Source organism: Algoriphagus aestuariicola (genome assembly GCF_017254835.1).
In the GTDB taxonomy this organism is placed as follows: domain Bacteria; phylum Bacteroidota; class Bacteroidia; order Cytophagales; family Cyclobacteriaceae; genus Algoriphagus; species Algoriphagus aestuariicola.
In genome coordinates this window covers 1,059,147-1,080,794 of sequence record NZ_JAFKCW010000002.1, presented here as the reverse complement: position 1 = coordinate 1,080,794, position 21,648 = coordinate 1,059,147, and the positions used below count along the sequence as shown (strand labels likewise).

The window sequence follows — 21,648 nt, the reverse complement described above, 5'->3', positions numbered from 1 at the left end:
GTACTTGGTTCAATTTAAAGGGCAGAGGTGAGTTAGTTGGATGAGGTAATTTCGTCAAGCGCGAGGTTAATGGAAAGCACATTCACCAAATCCCCCGGTCCGAAAATTCCACCCATAGGCTGAATGGTTTGTTTGTCAATTAATTCTTCCAAAAGTTTGGGCTCGAGGTTGCGGGCAGCAGCTACCCGTTGCACTTGGATTTTGGCGGCGTCCACCGAGATATGAGGATCCAGCCCAGAGCCGGATGCGGTAACCAACTCTTCTGGAATCTGATCCGCCGTGATCCCAGGATTGGCCTCGAGGAATGCTTGGATTCGGTCTTTGATCTCTTGGATATGATCAGGATTGTTTGTTCCGTAGTTGCTGCCACCGGTGCTGGAGGCATCGTAATTCACTGCTGAGGGCCTGCCCCAGAAATAACCGGGAGAAGTAAATGGCTGCCCCACTTCGGCAAAGCCGACGAGTTGTTCGCCTTTGTAGACAGGGTTGCCACTGGCATTTTCAGGAAAAATCTTGCCGATAGCCCAAATGGTTACAGGGAACATCACTCCGAAAATTACCAGGGTGACGAGTGTCAGGGTCAAGTTTGTGCGAATGGAATTCATGACAAGTTGTGAAATAAGGTGAATGTTTACAGCAATCCGCTGATGAGTAGGTCAATCAGTTTGATTCCCAGAAAGGGGACCACCACACCGCCTAGGCCATAGATCAGGAGATTTTTAGTGAGCAGTTCGGCTGCCCCAATGGGCCGGTATTTTACCCCTCCCAGAGCCAATGGGATCAGCAGAGGAATGATGATGGCATTGAAAATCACGGCGGATAAAATTGCGGAGTCGGGGCTGCTCAGATTCATGATGTTCAAAGCATTGAGACCGGGAATGGCTGCTGCAAAGAGCGCAGGAACGATGGCGAAGTATTTGGCAACATCGTTTGCGATGGAGAAAGTGGTGACGTTGCCCCGGGTGATGAGGAGCTGCTTTCCGATTTCGATTACTTCCAGCAATTTGGTTGGGTCGCTGTCCAAGTCCACCATGTTGGCCGCTTCTTTGGCTGCTTGAGTCCCGCTGTTCATGGCTACACCTAGGTCTGCTTGGGCCAAAGCCGGTGCATCATTCGTTCCGTCGCCCATCATCGCCACCAACTTTCCTTCGGCCTGTTCTTTTTTGATGTAGTTTAGTTTGTTCTCTGGTTTGGCCTCGGCGATAAAGTCGTCCACACCGGCTTTCTTAGCGATGTAGGCGGCGGTGAGCGGGTTGTCACCGGTGACCATGACTGTGCGGACACCCATTTTTCGGAGTCTGTCAAAACGCTCGTGGATTCCTGGCTTGATGATGTCTTCCAGCTGGATCACACCGATGGCCTTTTTGTCCACTGCCAAGGCCAAAGGGGTACCGCCGTTGGCGGCGATTTCTTTCACTTTTTGTTCAAGGAATTTGAGCTCTTCTCTGTTGGTAGACCAGAAGCATATCGAGTTCCAAGAGCCTTTCCTGATTTTGGTACCATCTGCCAGATCGACGCCGCTGATCCGGGTCTCGGCGCTGAATTTGATGATCAATGAATTGTCCAGTTCCCGATCGCTGAAGGTTACGCCCAAGGATTTGGTAAGTTCTAGAATTGACTTTCCTTCGGGAGTGGGATCCCCAAATGAACTGATGGCGGCATATCGGTTTAGTTTTTCCCGATCTTCTTCCCGAAGGGGATAGAAGTTGGTCGCCTTCCGGTTGCCAATTGTGATGGTCCCTGTTTTGTCCAAAAGCAATATGTCGATGTCTCCGGCAGTTTCCACTGCTTTTCCGGATTTGGCGATCAGGTTGGCTTTAAGTGCGCGATCCATTCCGGCGATACCGATAGCTGAAAGCAAGCCCCCGATGGTGGTAGGAATCAGACAGACAAAAAGGGAGACCAATGCGGCAATGGTAATGGGTGCGTTGACCAGGTCTCCAAATGGTTTGAGCGTGACGGTGACGATCAAAAACACCAGGGTAAAGCTTGCCAATAAGATGGTCAAGGCGATCTCATTTGGTGTTTTTTGTCGGTTGGCACCTTCGACCAGCTTAATCATTTTGTCCAGAAAGCTTTCACCGGGTTCAGCCACCACCTTTACTTTGATCTGATCCGAAAGGACTTTGGTACCGCCGATGACCGAATTGTGGTCGGTCTCGGCCTCCCGAATCACCGGAGCAGACTCGCCCGTGATGGCTGATTCATCCACTGAGGCCAAACCTGCGATGATCTCACCGTCTGCGGGGATAATCTCTCCTGCCTCGACCAAAAAGACGTCGCCTTTTCGAAGTTCAGAAGATGACACCGATTTGATTTCGCCGTTGGCCAAGATCTTTTTGGCTTTGGTGTCCTGTCGGGTTTTTCGGAGGGAATCGGCTTGGGCCTTTCCCTTTGCTTCGGCGATGGCTTCTGCAAAGTTTCCAAAGAGGACAGTTACAAAAAGAATCAAGGTGATTACCAGGTTGTAGCCCGGTGTACCCAGAGAATCTGAGGTTTGAAGCAGGGAAATCAGGGTAACCAGAACCATCACCAAAGTTCCGAGGGCTACCATAAACATCACCGGGTTTTTGATCAAAATCCGCGGGTTCAGTTTGACAAAGGATTGAAGAAATGCAAATCGCAATCCCTCACCAGTTATAGTTTTATTGACAGATGCTGTAGTCATGACAAGAAATATCAGATGGAGAAATAGTCGGCAATGGGTCCCAAAGCCAAAGCTGGGAAGAAGGAAAGGGCGGTCACAATCAGGATCACGGCAAGCAGCACGACCCCAAAGGCCATGCTTTCAAGTTTGAGCGAACCTGAAGATTGTGGGATGGATTTTTTAAAGGAAAGGGACCCGACTAAAGCCAATGGGCCGATGATCGGCAGAAATCTTCCCAACAGCATGATGATTCCCGTCAGCAGATTCCAAAAGGGCGTGTTGTCTCCCAAGCCTTCAAAGCCTGAACCGTTGTTGGCTGCTGCGGAGGTGTTCTCATAGAGGATTTCGGAAAAACCATGGTACGAGGGATTTTTGAGCCATCCCAACTCAGGATCCAGGCTGAGGGAATACGATGCCAGTGCTGTGCCTGCCAAAATCAGGAAAGGGTGCAGCAAGATGACCAGTGAGGCAAGTTTGATTTCCGGTGCTTCAATCTTTTTCCCTAGAAAGTCCGGAGTCCGGCCGATCATCTGCCCTGCAATGAATACAGCTATAATGACATAGAGAAAGAAGTTGATGAATCCCACTCCAACACCCCCATAGATGGCATTGATCATCATGTCCAGCAGGAATATTCCGCCGGATATCGGAGTATGGCTGTCATGCATGCTATTGACGGAGCCGTTGGAAGTAGAGGTGGTGGAGACTCCCCATAAGGAGGAGGCCATAGATCCGAACCGGAGTTCTTTACCCTCCAAGTTGGAAGAAGAGGACAGGCCAAGCTCTCTGAGTGATGGACTTCCCTTAAGTTCTTCGGTGATTGAAATTGCCACAAAGGACAAAAACAGCAAGGTCATGACGCCCATGAACACGAGGGCAAGTTTTTTTCTGTTTAGGAAAAAGCCAAACGTAAAAACCAAAGCCATCGGAATCAAAAGGATGGAGATGTTTTCCACCACATTGGTTAGGTAATTGGGATTTTCAAAAGGATGGGTAGAGTTGGGACCAAAGAACCCGCCCCCATTGGTTCCAAGCTGCTTGATCGCCACCATCGGTGCCACCGGGCCGGAAGCCACATTAATTTTTTGGCCTTCCAAAGTGGTCACTTCCCGCAATCCTTCAAAAGTCACCGGAGTTCCTCCCAAGACCAGCAGCAGGCTGACCACCACTGCAAGCGGCAGAAGAATCCGGGTACAGCTTTTTACAAAAAGCTTATAGAAGTTGCCCAGTTGGCTGGTGCGGTCGTTTTTCAATCCCTGGAATAGGAGTGCACAGGCAGCAATTCCCGTTCCTGCGCTTACAAATTGCAGCCAGCAGAACACGAGAAGCTGGGTGAAGTAGGATGCGCCGCTTTCCCCGGAATAGTGCTGGAGATTGGTATTGGTGACAAAGCTGACGGCGGTGTTGAATGCCAAGGTCGGCTCCCAATTGCCCAGCCGAACCGGATTCCAGAAAGGATGGGCTCCCTGAAACAGGAGGAAGAGAAAGGCGAAGAAGAAAAAGATTAGGTTGAGGCCCAGCAAGGCTTTGGCGTTTTGCTTCCAGTCCATGGAGTAGGAGGGGTTGATGCCCGCCAAACGCAGTAATTTTTCCTCCATGGGATTGAGGAAGTCCAAAAAGGTCGATTGATCAGTAAATACCCTCGTGATGTATTTTCCCAATGGCCAAGCTAAGCTAAGGCTTGCCAGGAAAATCAGGAGGATTCCAAGTAGTTCAGTAGTCATGATTTAGAATTTTTCCGGTTTTACAATCGCATAGATGAGGTAGCCGAAGGTCACCAGGGAGAGTATCAGTAGGGCTAGCATATTATTTTTTGATCAGTTGGTCGAAGAAGTCCAGCGCCCGGAAGAAGAGTCCAAAGAGCGTGGCGGTGAGTAGGGTGATGGCGAGAATCTGAAGGATTTCCATGAGTTGATCGATTTTTCTCCTTCCGTTACCAGCGCGATGCCAAGCGTTAAAGTCAGTGAGGTGATTTATACAACTGTCTGAAAAACAGTGAAAAATAGATTGTCTTCAAAAATTCACTACTACCTGAAAAGTAAAATACCCTTCCATAATGAAAGGGTATTTTTCAAAATGGAAGGGTGGTACTGGTTAATTTTCAGGAGAAATATGGTACTCTTCCAGTTTGCGGTACAGGGTGGTCAATCCTATACCCAATAGATCGGAGGTCTTGGTTTTGTTGCCGCCTGTATGGGCCAAAGCCTTTTCGATATGAGTTTTTTCCACTTCTTTCAGCGACCAGGAAGTCGGATAAAAGCTTGATTTTTCATTCAAAAACTGCACGGGCAGGAGGTCTACCGTCAAGGTATTTCCCTCCAACAGGATGACCGAGCGCTCAATGACATTACGGAGTTCGCGGATATTTCCTTTCCAGCGGTGGGCTTTCAGGGCCTCAGTGTATGACTCGCTAAGCTGTATGTCGCGCAGGCCTTCCTTTTGGGCAAAAGTTTTGGCGAAGTAATTGGCCAAGATTGGGATGTCGGCTTTTCGGGAATCAAGCGAAGGCAGGGTGATCTGAAAAACCGCCAGGCGGTAAAACAAGTCTTCCCTGAAATTGCCATGTGCTACTTCCTCTTCCAAGGTTCTGTTGGTGGCAGCGACGATCCGGATATCCACTTGGGTCTCTTTGGTGTCTCCCACTTTGATGAATCGCCCGGTCTCCAAGACCCTGAGCAGTTTGGCTTGGAGATCTCCCGCCAATTCTCCGATCTCGTCCAAAAACACGGTTCCTTTGTGGGCCTCTTCCAGGATTCCCTTTTTGTCTTTTGTAGCTCCTGTAAAAGCCCCAGTCTTGTAACCAAACAGTTCGCTCTCCAGCAGGTCTTTTCCAAAAGCACTGCAGTTGATGGCGATGAAGGGTTGGTTCTTCCGTTGGCTTGCGTCGTGGATGGCATTGGCAAAGACTTCTTTTCCTGTTCCGGATTCTCCGGTCAAAAGCACCGTTGTCTCCGTTCCGGCCACTTTTTTCGCCAGGGAAATGGCTTGCTGAATTTTCTCGGAATCTCCTAGGATGGTATCAAAACCTACCTGCTGCTGTAGGCGCTGCTCCAGATGGCTGATTCGCCGGACCAACTCGCTTTTTTCGAGGGCTTTGGCTATGGAGGGGATTAGTTTTTCGTTATCATCTCCTTTGACGAGGTAGTCAAAGGCTCCGTTTTTCATAGCTTGCACACCGTCTTGGATATTGCCAAATGCAGTCATGCAGATCACTTCCAGATGGGGAAATTGCAACTTGATCTTTCTGCAAAGCTCCACCCCAGACCCATCTGGCAGCCGGACGTCCGACAGCACCAGATTAAACTCTTCCGTGCTGATCTTTTTCCAACCGTCGGCTACTTTCTCGGCGGTTTTTACCTGATATCCTTCTAGCTCCAGCGTCTTGGCTAAAAGGTTTCGGATGTCTTTCTCGTCTTCGATGATCAGGATTTTTGCCATGGGGTGTCGTTGCTTGGCTGCAAAAATAAACGAGTCGATGCCCTTTTTAGCGCCAAGTTGTTTTTTTTGATACCCGTTTTCTTCAACCCCAGGTGGCTTGGTTCTTTTTCAGTGAAGGATTCGGCAAGTTTAGGCTAGTCTTTGTTCGCCATTTTCATTGGCTAGGCGAAACTAAGGAAAGCTATACCGCAAGCTGAGCTGCAAGCGGTTGGCTGTGCCGTCCGACCCGTCCAGATCTTCGCGCATACCCCACAAGTACTCGATCCCCACAAAAGCTTTCTCGGTAAAATTCCAGATCAAATCGGCGGCGGCATAGCTTCCAATGGCGGCGGCATTTGGCGCCTGTCCCTCCGTATTGTCTATTTCCCCGTGATTGTACACAAAGACAGAGTAGAGGGAGGAAGTCCAGTGCCTCTCATATCCCAGAGTGTAGCCCAAGTCAGTTAAGGCTTGCAGCTCGCCTGCACCATCGAGCGCAGCCGACATTCCACCTCGAAAACGTGCCACACCCGGACCGTAGGCAACCTGATAGAAGAGTCGGTCTTTTTGAGCGATATTAAAAATACCCGAGGCACTACCGCCAAAGAGGGAAACCTTATCCATATCTCCGGTATCAAAACGGTACACCAGCTTGGCCGCAAACGCGGACAGTTGAACGTGTCCCCAAGGTTTGGTCAAGCGGTATCTCCCAGTGAAGTCAGGAAGTGGGTTTTCGAATTTCCCGCTCTGGGCCGGGGCCTGGGCATTGGCATGCGGTTCTTCCACTGCGAAAGCCACATAGGCGTCTTTGGAGATGGAGTGCTTATACCTGATCATGGGGTTTCTTGCAAAGAGATAGGCCCCGGGTTTTTCAAAGTCAAGGGTATTGGGAATCATGGACTCATCCATGAAGTTGGACCACCATTGCCCGGCAAGCCACTTTCCGTTGATCTCCAAAAAAGCATGACGAAGCCGCAGTCCCCCATTTGTCCCGTAGAAATCCGTCTCGACAAATGCCCTCAACTCTCCGACCTTGGTATCGGTGCGAACGTCCAAGTTGAAGCGAGTTTCTTTGGCATGCAGGTGGCTGCTTTGCCCCTTGGAGCCGTCCGTGGGGATCTTGGATACATCAAAGAAATCGGGAGAAGCAATGGGATTGAAGTCGTGGATAAAATCCAGCTTCACATATCCGCCAAACTTAAACCTAGTATCTGTCCTCGGAATAAGCCACCAGCCGGGAGGAAGCTCCGAATTTGGTTTGGCCTCCGACTGACTTCGTGCAGGAAGGATAAACAATATCGATAGAAGCGCTGTGCAAAGTGATTTCATGGGTTCTTCTTGGCTTACTGTTGCGTATTTCCTGCCAGATCTCCCAGATTCACCGTACGTTCGTTGACCTGTTGGGTAGGCCGGTTGTTTGGTCCTATCCTCTTGGAAAACTCAGCGATCTGGTCTCTGGTAAGAACCACTGGCTCCTGCAAGACCAGCCACTGAACTCCCTCGCTGCAAGGCGGCGTGGTCAAAGAACCCAAGTAATGGTAGGCATAATTGTGTTTCGGAAGATGGACTTCCAGTTCAAGATTTACATCCTGCAGATGTTTTTCCTCTCCTTTCGAATTGGGCAGGTTGGCTACGATTTTGGCGAAGTTTTCATTCGGGGTATTACCTTCACGGAACAGTATTCCCACCACTGCCAAGCTGCCGTCTTCATTTTGGTGGACCATGTGCATCTCCATGGGGGCGTGCTCTCCATCAATGGTGTGTTCACTTGGGGTGTGAAAATGGAATTGTTTCAATTCATAGGCCTTGTCACCAAAGGTGAAGGTGCTTCCTTCGTCCACGGTCACCTGGATGGTATGGCCATTGTCGATGATCTCTTCCATGTGCTCGTTGTGCGCGATCCGAAGCGAAGTGGTCTTGTAGTCAAAGTTCCAGGATCCCGCCGTACTGGCAACCGACTTCACGATGTTGATGGGAGACTGGCTTTGCCCTTCGCCGCACAAGGCATAGACTGGAGTCAGCGATGACCATTTACTCGGGCCACTTTCTCCTCCGTATCCCCAATGCACTGGGCGGGCGGAAGTAGATAGGACTTTGGGCACAGAGTCGGTGGCTTCCGTCTCGTTTTGCTCGGTGTTTTTCGTGGAGCAGGAGTAGAAGAATAGGCCAGAAGCGGCCAATGCGACAACAAAGGATTTTCTTTTCATGCTTTTTTCGGTTTAGGGAGCTTCTTTTCTCCGAGGATGTTAAGAATGATTCGGTGGCTTGCCATAAAAAGTCGGCATGCTGCCATAATACCGGACCGTCGTATCCGACCCTCCCAAAATCAGCAACCAAAAGGTGGAGTGATTTGGGAGGGGCATTCGGGCTGGCCTACGGTTTTTGATAGACGATGTCCATGTTCTTTATCGTGCCGTTGAACTTGAAAGGCGCCTGCTCATAGTAGTCATCCGACACTGGCGAGCCCAGATCCGAGCCGATGTCGAAACAATCATTGGCTGTGAAGGCCAACGTCGCCAAGGTCGGAATCATCGTACGGGCAATCTCTTTTCCGTTGGCTTTGATGACCATTTCTCCAGAATGCAGATGGGGCGGCCCGCCTCCCTGATGGGGCTTGGCCTGTAGGTCAAACTCAAGTTTGGTAGGACCTTTCAATTTGGTCGTGGAGGCGACTTTGGTTCGTTCGATTTCGAAGAGGTTGTACTCGTAGTGAAGTTGGTTGTCCTTGATGTAGCAGGTGACACCCGCAGAGAAACCTCCCAGGGCAAAGAGAACTCCGTTGGCGCCATCGGGAATATCTACCTCCATGGAGGCATGGTGGGGGAAGATGCCGATCTTTGGCGCGGTAAACTCGGGCATGCGGTCGATGTCGCCGGTAAAGTGGAATTCATTGGCCATATTTCTCGGGGCGTCCTCGGGATGGTACATGACCCAGAGTCCACCGCCGATGGGTAGGTTTTTGTTTTTCGCGGACTCGATCAGGAAGAGCTCCTTCATCGCCGCCAGTTTTTCGGGGTGTTCCGAGGCCAAATCCTTGGACTGGGAGAAATCTTCGTCAAGATTGTAGAGTTCCCATACGTCTTTATCGGGAGTCCAAGTCGCCATCCCCGGCGTCACCGGAAGCCATGGCGTCCTTGGTCCGAATGCGGAAGCTATCCAGCCTTCGTGATAGATGGACCTGCTGGCCATGACGTCGAAAAACTGGGTAGATTTTTGTCCCTTGGCGTTTGCATCATCAAAGGTATAGGCCATACTGGTGCCGTCGATCACGTCTTGAGGGAATCCGTTTACGACTTGGGGTTCCTTGATTTCCAGAATTTGGTAGATCGTGGGCACGACGTCGTTTACGTGGTGAAACTGTGCCCGTGGTGTTTTGTCGGCGTCTACCTTTTTTGGCCAAGATACCGCCATGGGCTGCCGCGTTCCTCCAAAGTGCGCCGCGACGAGCTTGGTGCCTTTGTAAGGGGTAGAGCCTGCCCAAGCCCAGCCGGCATGGTACATGTTGTCGGTTTTGGGTGTGCCCAGTGCTTCCAGACCGCCGAGCCCGTCCAAGGCCTCGATGTGCTGGCTGATTTCCGTAGGGATCTGGTTTTGGGCGAGCAGCTCACTGATCGAGCCGTGCATACCTTCGGAGCTTGAGCCGTTGTCCCCCCAGATGTAGAATATAAGCGTGTCGTCACGCAAGCCCATGCGTTCGAGCTCTTCCACAATCCTGCCTGCATGGTGGTCGGCATGTTCAGCGAATCCTGCATAGACCTCCATCAGCCTTCTCTGAAACGGTTTTTCGGCCTCGGGTATGCTTTCCCAGGAGGCCAGCGTCTCGGGTCTAGGGGTCAGTTGGGTGTTGGCGGGGATCCAGCCCATCTCTTTTTGGCGCTTAAATACCCGTTCACGGTAGTTGTCCCAGCCATCGTCAAACTTCCCCTTGTACTTGTCGGCCCACACTTTGGGCACATGGTGCGGCCCGTGGACGGCACCGGGTGCCCAGTACATGAAAAAAGGCTTGTCAGGGGAAAATGCCTGATGCTGGTGAATCCATTTGATTGCATCGTCCGCGATGTCCTCGGTCAGATGGTAACCTTCTTCAGGGGTTTTTGGAAGTGGCACATAGGTGGTGTTCCGAACCATGGTTGGTTCATATTGAGAGGCCTCGCCGGCAAGAAATCCATAAAAATACTCAAAGCCGTAGCCTGTCGGCCAATAGTCAAACGGCCCCGCGGCGGTGGTTTGCATCGTGGGAGTATTGTGCCATTTTCCAAAAGCAGAGGTGTTGTAGCCGTAGTTTTTGAGGACTTCTGCCACCGTTGCTGAGGTCTTTGGGATCACTCCGCTGAAGCCGTCCCAGTCATTGGACAGCTCTGCGATCTGTCCGTTGCCTACCCGCGTGTGGTTGCGTCCGGTAAGGAGCGAGGCTCGAGTGGGAGAACACATCGCTGTGGAATGAAACCGGTTGTAGCTGATCCCGGTATTGGCGATCCTTGAAAGGGTGGGGGTGTGTACTTCGCCGCCGAAGGTGTCTGGAAGTCCCGGCCCGGCATCATCTATCAGGATGATGAGGATGTTTGGCGCTTCTTCAGACAGATATCTGGCGTCCTGCCGCCGTTTGTTGGTCGACTCGCCAATCGTTCGGCCGGCTTCACTGGCTGAGGGCGTGATGGGGAAGGGTAGTACGTCTTGCGCAAAAGTCGGGTTCGACAATCCCAGCAAAACGGTAAAACAGAGGAGCGGGCTTAATGTTTTCATCTAAAATGGGGGGAAGGAATGTGTAAAAATCACTTGGTGCAATTCCAATAATTGCTTTCAAATTATTCCAAGATAGAACAAGCTACCCCAATATTTCTCTTTTGGATTGTGCGATTCCATGATTTAACGGTTAAATTGAATGCGGTAGCAGGCGGGTCATCCGTCTCCCATCTTTGGAAAAAGTCCATCACTGAATGGAAAACATTTTGGAAAAAGACCTCAGCCCCGACGCAGGCCTAACGGATCATTCGATAGCAAAACAGCTTGACACCATCCTTGGACATAGACTCTTCAAGGGGTCTCCCATACTTTGCAGTTTCCTCCGATTCATTGTGGCAGAGACGCTAAAAGGGAATGCGAGGGAACTGAAGGAGTATGTCATTGGCGTCAACGCCCTGGGGAAGAAATTGGATTTTAATCCGCAGACGGATGCGATCGTCAGAATTCATGCGGGCAGGCTACGAAAGCTGCTCGCGGAGTATTACTCCGGGCCGGGCGCTTGGGATGAGCTTTTGATCGAGTTGGTGAAAGGTTCTTATGTGCCGATCTTCAGGGTAAGGCCCCTTTTCCAGGAACAAAAGCCAATAATCAAACCTAGTGGCGCCCATTGGAGATCAAGCCTGACCCTTGCCGTCCTGCCATTTAGAAACCTCTGCTCAGATGGCAGCTACCAGTTTTTTTCCGACGGACTGGGTGAGGAGCTTACCGGCCTGTTCAGCACTTTCCGCGACATATCCGTCATAGCCCACCATTCGGCCAGAAAATACACCAAACCCGAGCAGGACATCAAATCCATAGGCCGAGAATTGGGAGCGCACTACCTCATCACAGGTTCCGTGAGAAGGACAAAATCCGAGATCAGGATCAGCGTGGGGCTTTCAGAAACCTGGGACGGCACGCAGGTATGGGCCAAAAGCTACCGTGAGACGCTGGAGGAGGATGGTCTTTTCGAGGTTCAAGACCACATCACCGCCGACATCTACAGTAAACTGGGCGGATACTATGGCTTCATCATCCGTGATGCCATCGTCTCCGGGCGGAAAAGAAAGCAGCTTAGCATACAGACATTTGACGCTGTGCTGTGGAACTATTATTTCCACATGGACTTTTCGAGGGAAGCCTATCTGAAAACCCGTGGGGCATTGGAGGATTCGCTACGCCGGGATCCTCACTATGCCACTGGTATGGCCTTTCTTTCCGAGCTGTACCTTGATGCGCTGACTCTAGGCTACCCCACGGTTGCAGATCCGCTCAAAGAGAGTTATGCGATGGCAAAACGGGCAATCAGACTGGATCCGGAGTGTCCTCATGCACACCGTAGCTTTGCTTGGGCGAGTATTTATCTCAAAAGAAAAGCCGACGCTGTTCAGGCTATGGAGCAGTGCCTGAAACTTAATCCCTATTCCGTTTCCAATTCCGGCGCCGTGGGCTTTGGGATGGCCTGTGTCGGAGAATACGACAGGGCACTCGACCTGCTGGACAGTTCGGTTTCGCTGAATCCACATAGCCCGTGGTGGTTTTACTTGGGGTATTTTTTGATCTACTTCCACAAAAAGGATTTTACCAAGGCCCTAGTTGCGGCGGAGCGGATAACCGTGCTGGAAGTATTCTTCGATCCCCTGACCAAGGCGGCGGCCAGAGGCAAGCTTGGCTTGCTTGACCCCAAAGCCATCGACGATCTTCGGCTCGAGCTGTCCACCTTCAAAGTCCAACTTGACGATCTAAAAAGCAATCTGGAGTCCATGATCCTGGACAGGGAGCTGATAGATGACATCCTCGATGGGCTGGCCTTGTCGGGAGTTAGCCAGAGGCCCAACTAACCTGATTACAATAAACCTGCGTCCGAGATATGACTCTTGTCAATAGGCCTTTGGACATGCCCTTTCCATTTAGAAACTGCTGTGGAGCAATCCGTTTTTGGAACCTTGACAGGTTCGAAAAATTAAGAATTATATTGTTTTTCAATGAGATGGGAAATGGGAAGTTGGAATTCCGATGAGAAGCTTTTCGCATGATGATTACAGAAAGAAGGTATTCACATTGGGAGTTTTTAGTGCGGTTTTCTTGACGGCTTCCTTTGCCGGGCTTTGACAGGGAGGTTTTTCTTACGGAGCTGAACCCTGAATTCAGGACTTTGCCAATGGGCCTTTTTATGGAATCTAGAAGTGATTTTCCAGGGCTCAACGAGAAAGAGATGTCACCTTGACTTTATGAATTCGTTAAGCCTTGGTTTTCGCTGCCCAAAGGTGCCTCGAAATATTGGCAAATGGTCTAATTTTAGACATGCGTAGATTTATCACTAGCCTGCTGGCTCTTCTCTTGTTTTTGCCTTTTCAGGTTTTCGCCCAGTCCGGAGCCTTTCAGATCCATTCCCACAACGACTACCTGCAGACGGTGCCTTTTTGGACGGCCTACGCCGCCGGTGCCTCCTCCATCGAGGTGGACCTGATCCTGAAAGACGGGCAACTGATGGCGGCCCACGAGGTGGAGAGCATTGATCCCAAGCGGACGATCGAAAGCCTCTACCTTGATCCCATTGCCGAGGGAGTGAAGACCGGGTTGGTGTCCACGGCACAGTTTCATCTCCTGGTGGACTTGAAGACCGAGGCTTATTCCACTCTGGAGATTTTGTTGAAAAGCATGGAAAATTATCGGGAGCTTCTTTTTAGCCAAGCCAATCCAAATGGCTTGAAGCTGATCATCTCAGGAAACAGGCCGAAGCCCAGCGACTATGCAAGCTATCCAGAGTGGATGTTTTTTGACTACCAGAGCAAGGAATTAAACAAGGATCTGCCATGGAGCAAGATAGGCATGGTAAGCCTTAGCTTTCGGCAGTTTTCTTTTTGGAACGGAAAAGGGAGAATGGTGGAAGCTGAGCGTGAAAATGTGCAGAATTTTATTGATTTGGCACACAGCTATGACAGGCCGGTTCGCTTTTGGGGATCGCCGGACAGCAAGTCGGCATGGAAGGCTTTCTACGAAATGGGCGAGGATTACATCAATACCGACCATCCCATGGATGCGGCCGACTACTTGGGTAAGCTGGGAGAAAATGTATATGAAAACAATGTTAAGCACGAGATCTATCATCCCCTGTTTGAAGGAGACGGAAAAGAGGTGCCGGTCAAAAATGTAATCTTGATGATCGGAGATGGTAACGGCTTTGCGCAGATTTCTTCCGCCCTATTTTCAAACGGCAACCAACTCAACCTGACTCAGCTGAAAAATATCGGTCTGGTCAAGACCCAGGCTGCAGATGATTTTACTACGGATTCCGCGGCAGGCGCGACAGCCTACGCCACCGGCCATAAAACCAACAACCGAGCAATCGGCGTGGATCCTGAAGGAAATGCCCTGGAAAACCTTCCAGACATATTGGATGGCTTTGGCTTTTCCAGCGGGATTGTCACCACGGATCAGCTGACCGGCGCTACGCCAGCCTCCTTCTATGCACATCATCCCGAGCGGGACGACGAAAAGCAGATCGCCGCCTACCTGCCCAAGAGCAAGCTGGATCTCTTTGTCGGCGGCGGAGGTGATACTTTCACCTCCGAACTGGACAAGCTGGAGCAGGCGGGCTATTCCCTCGTTGATGAACTGGAAAACTGGAAGGGTGAGAAAATCGGGTATTTTGCTTCGCCGACTTCCCTTCCCAAAATGCTGGACGGCAGGGGGGACTATCTGAGGAAAAGCACAGAAGCGGCACTTAGCTTTTTGGACGGAAAAGGGGTGCCATTCTTCCTTATGGTGGAGGCAGCCAATATTGATTCCGGAGGCCATGAAAACAGTACGGGAATGATCGTGACGGAGACGCTCGATTTTGACGAAGTGATCGGCAGCGTGCTGGAGTTTGCAGATGAACATCCGGGTACCCTCGTGTTGATTACCGCCGACCATGAGACGGGAGGAGTCTCGTTGCCACAAGGCGATATCGAGTCAAATACCGTTGAACTGGCATTTCACAGCGATGACCATACGGGGATTTTGGTGCCGATCTTTGCCTACGGAGCACATTCAGGTGACTTCAGGGGTGTGTACGAAAACACAGAGGTCTTTCAGAAGATCATGAAATTGGTTGAAAGGTATCATATGAGATAAGCGGCACAGCTCTGGTTTCCCTTTTTGTTTTGCTCAATCCCAGCAGTCGTACGTGCGGAACTTCGCGACGAGTAGTTGGTTGAAAGCTGCATTTCTCTGACAATCAATAATGTAAAAAATGTTATGGAAGCGCGGCTTGACTATGGATGCCGCAATTTTCTTTTGAAAAATTTAATGATTTTTCACTTGTGGGTTCAAATTACTCGATTTAGCTTTGTGGTTATGTTCAGAAAAGTGCTTCGGCTTGTCATGAGTTTTTTACTCATCCTATCCATAGGATACAGCCAGCTTTTTCTTGCTTTTTATTCCGATACCTTGGATTTTTCCTCTTCTGAAGACCAACCTGTCAAGGTAGAGACAAGATCAGCGCACTTCAGTTCCAAAGTAAAAACCGACCATTCGGCAGACCATCAAAACCAGGACTGGGATTCCGAAGTGTTGGAGAAAGACCCAGACGAATACACAGGGTCTATATCGCTAGAACTTCAACTTGCCTTTGCGGCAGTATTCTTTTGTCTACTCTCCATCAGTTTCGGGAAATACCACACTCGGTTTCTCCGATATTACCGAAACTTCTTCTTCATACATACCCACCGTTTGCATGTGTACAACGGGGTCTTTACGATTTGATTGCCAGCCGTACCAAGCATCCTGACGCTTGGTTTCCTTTTCGTTGGCAATAGACCCTAATTCTCTGGAAAGGCGATCGTGATCGTAGATCGATAGTTCGTTTCCGCTCCAGAGAGCTCATATCACATCACTCTTCTTAAAATCTTAGCATTATGAATTTCAATCGAATTCTCCTTTCGATGGGAGTGGGTGCGCTGTTACTTCACGCTAGCTGTGAGTCCAAGCATGCACATCATGAAGAAGACGCCACCTTTCAGGTGACGAGTCCGATCCAAAAAGATACCGTAGTCTATCGTGACTACGTCAGCCAGATCCGGTCCTCCCAGCATATCGAGCTGCGGGCTTTGGAGAAGGGCTACCTCCAAAACATTTACGTGGACGAAGGCCAGTTTGTCAAAAAGGGCCAACTGATGTTCCGCATCATGCCGGTGATCTACCAATCTGAAATGGAGATTGCCAAGGCCGAGGCCAACTTTGCCGAGATCGAGTACCTCAATACCAAGAGCCTCGCGGACAGCAATGTCGTCTCCCAAAACGAGTTGGCTTTGGCAAAAGCCAAATTGACACGCGCCAAGGCCGAGTTGAGCCTGGCAGAGGCCCATTTGGGTTTCACCGAAATACGTGCACCCTTTGACGGGATCATGGGCAGGTTCAACGACGTAAGACAGGGAAGCTTGCTCGACGAGGGCGAACTTCTTACCACCCTTTCTGACAACACCAAGATGTGGGTGTACTTCAACGTCCCCGAAGCGGAATACTTGGACTTGGTGTCCTCTGCATCCCTGGATAGTCTGCCAAAAGTCCATCTCCTGATGGCCAACCACCAACGATTTGCCGATACTGGGGTGATCGAGGCAATCGAGTCCGACTTCAATAACGAAACCGGTAACATCGCCTTTAGGGCAACTTTCCAAAACGCAAACAGAATCCTTCGACACGGCGAGACTGGCAACATCCAAATGCCCGTGCCGCATCACAACGCATTGATCATTCCCCAGAAAGCCACCTTTGAGATCCTTGACAAGAAATTTGTTTTCGTAGTCGGAGAGGACGGAGTCGTACAATCCAGACAGATCACGGTCCTGACCGAGCTTCCCCACCTCTATATCATCTCCGAGGGACTGAGCGCCAATGAGAAGATCCTGATCGAAGGGCTACGCAAAGTGGAAAACAACCAGAAGATCAAGGTTGAATTTGTTAATCCTGAGAAAGTGATTTCTGAACTGAACAGCCTACATGCTGAGTAAGACCACCCTCTAAATCACAGGTAAGATGTTTAGTAAATTCATTCAACGCCCGGTATTGGCGATAGCCATATCGCTTGCCATTATATTTCTGGGAGTCTTGGCGATAGCGACCAGACCGATCTCCCAGTTTCCCGAGATTGCCCCGCCTAGGGTCAATATATTCATTGCCTATCCAGGTTCCAGTGCAGCCGTATTGGTGGAGTCCACTCTCGTGCCTCTTGAGCGTGCGATCAATGGTGTACAAGGCATGCAGTACATCATTTCCGATGCGACCAGCGCGGGAGAAGCTACCATCCAAATCGTCTTCGAACCCGGTACGGATCCAAATGCTGCGGTAGTCAACGTGAAAACCCGCGTGGACCAGGTGATGAACAATCTTCCTCCACTGGTACAGCGTGAAGGGGTCATCATCACGCCGATCCAGCCAAGTATGTTGATGTATGTCAACCTCTATAGCAAGGACAAAAACGCGGACGAGAAGTTTCTCTATAACTACGCCAACGTACACATTCTTCCTGAGCTACAGCGAATCAGCGGAATGGGCCGTGCCCAGATCTTGGGTAGCCGCCAGTATGCCATGAGGGTTTGGCTGAAGCCAGATCGTATGAGAGCCTACAATGTCTCTACTGAAGAGGTACTTGCAGCTATTGACGAGCAAAGTGTGATCGGTAGACCGGGCCGCCTCGGTCAAGCTTCCGGCAAGACCGCCCAGTCTTTGGAATACGTGTTGACCTACAAAGGGCGATTCAACAAACCTGAGGAATACGAGGAGATCATCGTCAAGGCTACACCCGAGGGTGAAATCCTAAAACTGAAGGACATTGCAGAGGTAGAGCTCGGATCTGAGTTTTTCGACATCTATTCCAACAAGGATGGTTACCCTGCAGCTTCTATCGTACTGAAACAAAACATCGGAAGTAATGCCAGCAAGGTGATCGAAGAAGTGAAAGCCAAGATGGAGGATATGAAGGGAGACTTCCCTCCTGGCATGATGTACGAGATCAACTATGACGTGTCCAAGTTTGTGGACGCTTCCATCGACAAGGTAATGCACACCTTGGTGGAGGCATTTGTCCTCGTGGCGATTGTGGTATTTCTCTTCTTGGGGGACTGGAGATCGACGCTGATTCCTGCGATTGCCGTTCCCGTTTCCCTGATTGGAGCCTTTGTATTTATGCAACTCTTCGGGTTGACGATCAACTTGATTACCCTTTTTGCACTCGTGTTGGCCATCGGTATTGTGGTCGATGACGCGATCGTGGTGGTGGAAGCCGTCCACGCCAAGATGGAAGAAGAACATTTGTCTCCGTACAAGGCTGTTCGAAAAGTACTCGGAGAAATCAGCGGTGCGATCATCGCCATCACCTTGATCATGACCGCGGTATTCGTTCCCGTAGCCTTTATGACTGGGCCTGTTGGAGTCTTCTACAGACAATTCTCCATTACCATGGCAAGCTCCATCGTGCTCTCGGGTATAGTGGCTTTGACGCTCACTCCCGTGCTCTGCGCCATGATTTTGAAAAACAACCATGGCAAAGCTCGCAAGAAGACACCGGTGGATCGATTTATCGATTGGTTCAACGCCCGATTTGAAAAGCTGACTGGTAGATATACTTCGCTTCTGACTCTTATCGTAAACCGTCGGTTAGTCACTTGGGCGATGCTCGCCGCATTTGCCTTTGGGATCTTCGCGGTGGACAAAGTCCTTCCTTCCGGCTTCATTCCCAATGAGGACCAAGGGATGATCTATGCGATTATTCAGACGCCTCCCGGATCCACTCTGGAGCGAACCAATGAAGTGTCCAGAAACCTGCAGAAAATCGCCGAAGAAGTAGAGGGTATCCAGTCCGTCTCCTCCCTGGCTGGATATGAGATCCTGACAGAAGGCCGCGGTTCTAACGCCGGTACCTGTTTGATCAACCTGAAAGACTGGTCAGACCGCGAGCACTCCGTTCACGAAATCATCGAGGAGCTGGAGGAGAAGACCAAGGATCTCGGCGCGGTGATCGAATACTTCGAGCCACCCGCAGTGCCGGGCTATGGTTCTTCCGATGGTTTCTCACTTCGACTTTTGGATAAAAATTCGACTGTCGATTACCACGAATTTGACAAGGTCAATTCTGACTTTATGAAGGAGCTGCAAAAGCGTCCCGAGTTGACGGGGCTCTTTACCTTCTTTGCGGCAAACTATCCGCAATATGAGCTGATCATAGACAATGAGCTGGCCATGCAGAAAGGCGTCTCTATCGGCAAGGCCATGGAAAATCTGGATGTATTGATCGGTAGTACCTACGAACAGGGCTTTGTTCGTTTTGGTAACTTCTTCAAGGTCTATACCCAATCCGCCCCCGAGTACAGGAAGCTTCCCAGCGACATTCTCAATCTTTTCATCAAGAGTGAGCATGGAGAGATGGTGCCGTATTCTGCCTTTATGAAGATGGAGAAAAAGCAGGGGCCAAACGAGATCACTCGCTTCAACCTCTATACCTCCTCTTCTATTAAGGGTATTCCTGCCAAGGGGTATACCAGTGGGGATGCGATCCATGCGATTCAGGAGGTGGCAGAACAGACTTTGCCTCACGGTTATGACATTGCTTGGGAGGGGCTTTCCTACGACGAAGCCCGTCGTGGTAACGAAGCGGTGTACATCTTCATCGTCGTCTTGATCTTTGTTTACCTGGTTTTGGCAGCTCAGTATGAAAGCTTCATCATCCCACTCGCAGTGGTGTTTTCGCTGCCCGCTGGGGTGTTTGGTTCCTTCCTTTTGCTGAAGGCCATGGGCCTCGCCAATGACATCTATGCACAGATAGGCTTGATCATGTTGGTGGGACTTTTAGGCAAAAACGCCGTGCTGATCGTGGAATTTGCCGTCCAAAAGCGCCAGCAAGGCTCAACTATTTTGGCAGCTGCCATCGAAGGTGCCAAGGTCCGATTCCGTCCCATCTTGATGACATCCTTTGCCTTTATCGCCGGCTTGATTCCTTTGGTCTTGGCAACAGGTCCTGGAGCTATCGGCAACCGGACCATCGGATCTTCCGCACTCGGGGGGATGCTCTTCGGTACCATCTTCGGTGTGATCATCGTTCCGGGGCTCTATTACATCTTTGGATCCATTGCCGATGGCAGAAAGATGATCCGGGACGAAGACGAGACCCCGCTCAGCGAGGAGTTTGTCGAGAGTGCCTATAGAGAAAGCACCCTCAAAAAGTTAAAGAAGTTGCTGAACAAAAAAGGATATGAAATCGAGCCTGACGCGAAACGAAACACAGATGTGTGATTATCAGCTAGGCGAGATTCCATCTGACCTTTTAAATCAAATTATAAACTGATGAAAATGAGTAAGCATATCATCAACAAATCCATCGCGGGAGCTTTGATCATCCTGACTGCATGGGGCTGCAAAATCAGCGAACCGACCTCCCGTGCCGAGTGGAAGAACACCCCTGAGAGATACAATGGCTCTCAGGATACCACCAATGTCTCGGAAATCAAATGGTCGGAATTTTTCAACGATCCGAACCTGAGATCGCTGATCGATACCGCGCTGGCCAACAACCAGGAGCTGAATATGATGCTCCAGGAGATAAATGTCTCGAATAACGAAATCCGAGCCAGAAAAGGGGAATACCTTCCATTTGTGAATATCCAAGCCGGAGCCGGAATGGACAAGGTAGGTCGGTATACCCGCTATGGAGCTTTGGAAGCCAACAACGAGATCAAGCCTGGGGAGGAATTTCCAGAGCCATACTCTGACTTTATGGTTGGGGCTTATGCCTCTTGGGAGCTGGACGTCTGGAAAAAACTCCGAAACGCCAAGAAAGTGGCTGTGTTCAACTACCTCTCCTCTGTGGAAGGCAAAAACTTCATGGTGACCCAGCTCGTTGCCGAAATAGCCAATTCATATTATGAACTGATGGCCTTGGACAACCAATTGGCTATCCTCAACCAAAATATCGATATCCAAAAGGATGCGTTGACTATTGTGAAACTCCAAAAGGAGGCCGCGAAAGTAACCGAATTGGCGGTGAAGCGATTTGAGGCCGAAGTTGCCAAAAACCAAAGCTTGATCTACAATATCCATCAGCAGATTACGGAGACTGAAAACCGGATCAACTTCTTGGTGGGGCGTTTCCCTCAGCCTGTGACGCGTAGCTCAGCGTCTTTTGAACAACTGACGCCGCAGCTGATCAAGTCGGGTATTCCTTCCCAGCTTTTGGCCAATCGTCCGGACATCCGCCAGGCGGAGATGGATCTGGAGGCAGCCAAGCTGAATGTGAAAGTTGCGAAGGCCAATTTCTATCCGCAGTTCCGAATCACCGCCGGCTTGGGCTATCAGGCTTTCAATCCCCAGTTTCTCTTTAATACGCCCGAGTCGATGCTGTACTCTTTGGCTGGAGACCTGGTCGCGCCTCTGATCAACCGAAATGCGATCAAGGCCAACTACAACTCGGCCAATGCCAAGCAGATGCAGGCGGTGTACAATTATGAGCAAAGTATACTCAATGGCTATATCGAGGTCGCCAACCAGCTCGCCAAGATCAATAACCTGGGAAATAGCTACGAGCTGAAGGCCCAGCAAGTATCAGCCTTGACCGAGTCGATTTCGATATCCAACAGCCTGTTTAGATCCGCGCGGGCGGATTACATGGAAGTTTTGCTGACGCAAAGAGATGCATTGGAATCCAAAATGGAGCTGATCGAGACCAAGATGGAGCAGATGAATGCGATGGTCAACATCTATCAGGCTCTAGGGGGAGGATGGAATTAACCCAAGTATTAACTGAAGACGTTGGCGTAGGCTGACACAGAGTGATGACTAATTTTCTAATCGAAAACCATTCTGCAGCGTTGCGGAATGGTTTTTTG

At 50.2% G+C, this 21,648-nt stretch carries 14 protein-coding genes; 6 read left to right on the top strand and 8 right to left on the bottom strand.

Annotated elements, in window-relative coordinates; genetic code table 11:
* Positions 1-32 precede the first annotated feature (32 nt).
* The 8 genes from kdpC to J0A67_RS11710 all read right to left on the bottom strand — a co-directional run bounded on the left by kdpC (position 33) and on the right by J0A67_RS11710 (position 10,807).
* Positions 33-605, bottom strand: a complete 573-nt coding sequence (gene kdpC, locus J0A67_RS11745) for a potassium-transporting ATPase subunit KdpC (protein ID WP_206569518.1) — start codon at positions 603-605, stop codon at positions 33-35.
* 26 nt (positions 606-631) lie between these two features.
* Complete coding sequence (gene kdpB / locus J0A67_RS11740) at positions 632-2,668, bottom strand: potassium-transporting ATPase subunit KdpB (RefSeq protein WP_206569517.1); 2,037 nt, start codon at positions 2,666-2,668, stop codon at positions 632-634.
* 11 nt (positions 2,669-2,679) lie between these two features.
* Positions 2,680-4,371: a potassium-transporting ATPase subunit KdpA gene (kdpA, locus tag J0A67_RS11735; protein ID WP_206569516.1), complete on the bottom strand. Its 1,692-nt coding sequence runs from the start codon at positions 4,369-4,371 to the stop codon at positions 2,680-2,682.
* 3 nt (positions 4,372-4,374) lie between these two features.
* Positions 4,375-4,452 carry a potassium-transporting ATPase subunit F gene (locus J0A67_RS23300; protein WP_119476380.1) on the bottom strand — a complete coding sequence of 26 codons (78 nt, stop codon included), beginning with the start codon at positions 4,450-4,452 and terminating at the stop codon, positions 4,375-4,377.
* A 289-nt stretch (positions 4,453-4,741) separates the two neighbouring features.
* Positions 4,742-6,085 (bottom strand): sigma-54-dependent transcriptional regulator, encoded by a 1,344-nt coding sequence (locus tag J0A67_RS11725; protein ID WP_206569515.1) that lies wholly within the window; start codon positions 6,083-6,085, stop codon positions 4,742-4,744.
* Between the two features lie 171 nt (positions 6,086-6,256).
* The gene (locus tag J0A67_RS11720; RefSeq protein ID WP_206569514.1) at positions 6,257-7,393 is read right to left on the bottom strand and encodes a DcaP family trimeric outer membrane transporter; all 1,137 of its coding nucleotides are present in this window, start codon (positions 7,391-7,393) and stop codon (positions 6,257-6,259) included.
* Between the two features lie 14 nt (positions 7,394-7,407).
* A complete protein-coding gene (locus tag J0A67_RS11715) occupies positions 7,408-8,271 on the bottom strand; it encodes a carbonic anhydrase (protein WP_206569513.1) in 864 nt (287 codons plus the stop codon).
* Between the two features lie 166 nt (positions 8,272-8,437).
* Positions 8,438-10,807, bottom strand: coding sequence for an arylsulfatase (locus J0A67_RS11710; RefSeq protein ID WP_241265152.1), 2,370 nt, complete (start codon positions 10,805-10,807; stop codon positions 8,438-8,440).
* A gap of 194 nt (positions 10,808-11,001) precedes the next feature.
* On the opposite strand from J0A67_RS11710, the gene J0A67_RS11705 reads away from it, so the two are divergent.
* The 6 genes from J0A67_RS11705 to J0A67_RS11680 all read left to right on the top strand — a co-directional run bounded on the left by J0A67_RS11705 (position 11,002) and on the right by J0A67_RS11680 (position 21,550).
* Positions 11,002-12,627, top strand: coding sequence for a tetratricopeptide repeat protein (locus J0A67_RS11705; RefSeq protein WP_206569512.1), 1,626 nt, complete (start codon positions 11,002-11,004; stop codon positions 12,625-12,627).
* Between the two features lie 463 nt (positions 12,628-13,090).
* Positions 13,091-14,905 carry an alkaline phosphatase gene (locus J0A67_RS11700; protein WP_206569511.1) on the top strand — a complete coding sequence of 605 codons (1,815 nt, stop codon included), beginning with the start codon at positions 13,091-13,093 and terminating at the stop codon, positions 14,903-14,905.
* A 249-nt stretch (positions 14,906-15,154) separates the two neighbouring features.
* A complete protein-coding gene (locus J0A67_RS11695) occupies positions 15,155-15,535 on the top strand; it encodes a hypothetical protein (RefSeq protein WP_206569510.1) in 381 nt (126 codons plus the stop codon).
* Positions 15,536-15,687: 152 nt separating this feature from the next.
* On the top strand, positions 15,688-16,782 hold the full coding sequence (locus J0A67_RS11690; protein WP_206569509.1) for an efflux RND transporter periplasmic adaptor subunit: 1,095 nt from the start codon (positions 15,688-15,690) through the stop codon (positions 16,780-16,782).
* Positions 16,783-16,807: 25 nt separating this feature from the next.
* Positions 16,808-20,059 (top strand): efflux RND transporter permease subunit, encoded by a 3,252-nt coding sequence (locus tag J0A67_RS11685; RefSeq protein ID WP_206569508.1) that lies wholly within the window; start codon positions 16,808-16,810, stop codon positions 20,057-20,059.
* A gap of 57 nt (positions 20,060-20,116) precedes the next feature.
* Positions 20,117-21,550: a TolC family protein gene (locus tag J0A67_RS11680; protein ID WP_206569507.1), complete on the top strand. Its 1,434-nt coding sequence runs from the start codon at positions 20,117-20,119 to the stop codon at positions 21,548-21,550.
* The last annotated feature ends 98 nt before the right edge of the window (positions 21,551-21,648 follow it).

Bases quoted from the DNA above. Each gene is read 5' to 3' on its own strand.
- kdpA (WP_206569516.1), bottom strand. From the start codon at position 4,371: ATGACTACTGAACTACTTGGAATCCTCCTGATTTTCCTGGCAAGCCTT.
- J0A67_RS11725 (WP_206569515.1), bottom strand. From the start codon at position 6,085: ATGGCAAAAATCCTGATCATCGAAGACGAGAAAGACATCCGAAACCTT.
- kdpC (WP_206569518.1), bottom strand. From the start codon at position 605: ATGAATTCCATTCGCACAAACTTGACCCTGACACTCGTCACCCTGGTA.
- J0A67_RS11710 (WP_241265152.1), bottom strand. From the start codon at position 10,807: ATGAAAACATTAAGCCCGCTCCTCTGTTTTACCGTTTTGCTGGGATTG.
- J0A67_RS11685 (WP_206569508.1), top strand. From the start codon at position 16,808: ATGTTTAGTAAATTCATTCAACGCCCGGTATTGGCGATAGCCATATCG.
- J0A67_RS11695 (WP_206569510.1), top strand. From the start codon at position 15,155: ATGAGTTTTTTACTCATCCTATCCATAGGATACAGCCAGCTTTTTCTT.
- J0A67_RS11720 (WP_206569514.1), bottom strand. From the start codon at position 7,393: ATGAAATCACTTTGCACAGCGCTTCTATCGATATTGTTTATCCTTCCT.
- J0A67_RS11690 (WP_206569509.1), top strand. From the start codon at position 15,688: ATGAATTTCAATCGAATTCTCCTTTCGATGGGAGTGGGTGCGCTGTTA.
- J0A67_RS11715 (WP_206569513.1), bottom strand. From the start codon at position 8,271: ATGAAAAGAAAATCCTTTGTTGTCGCATTGGCCGCTTCTGGCCTATTC.
- J0A67_RS23300 (WP_119476380.1), bottom strand. From the start codon at position 4,452: ATGCTAGCCCTACTGATACTCTCCCTGGTGACCTTCGGCTACCTCATC.
- J0A67_RS11680 (WP_206569507.1), top strand. From the start codon at position 20,117: ATGAGTAAGCATATCATCAACAAATCCATCGCGGGAGCTTTGATCATC.
- kdpB (WP_206569517.1), bottom strand. From the start codon at position 2,668: ATGACTACAGCATCTGTCAATAAAACTATAACTGGTGAGGGATTGCGA.
- J0A67_RS11705 (WP_206569512.1), top strand. From the start codon at position 11,002: ATGGAAAACATTTTGGAAAAAGACCTCAGCCCCGACGCAGGCCTAACG.
- J0A67_RS11700 (WP_206569511.1), top strand. From the start codon at position 13,091: ATGCGTAGATTTATCACTAGCCTGCTGGCTCTTCTCTTGTTTTTGCCT.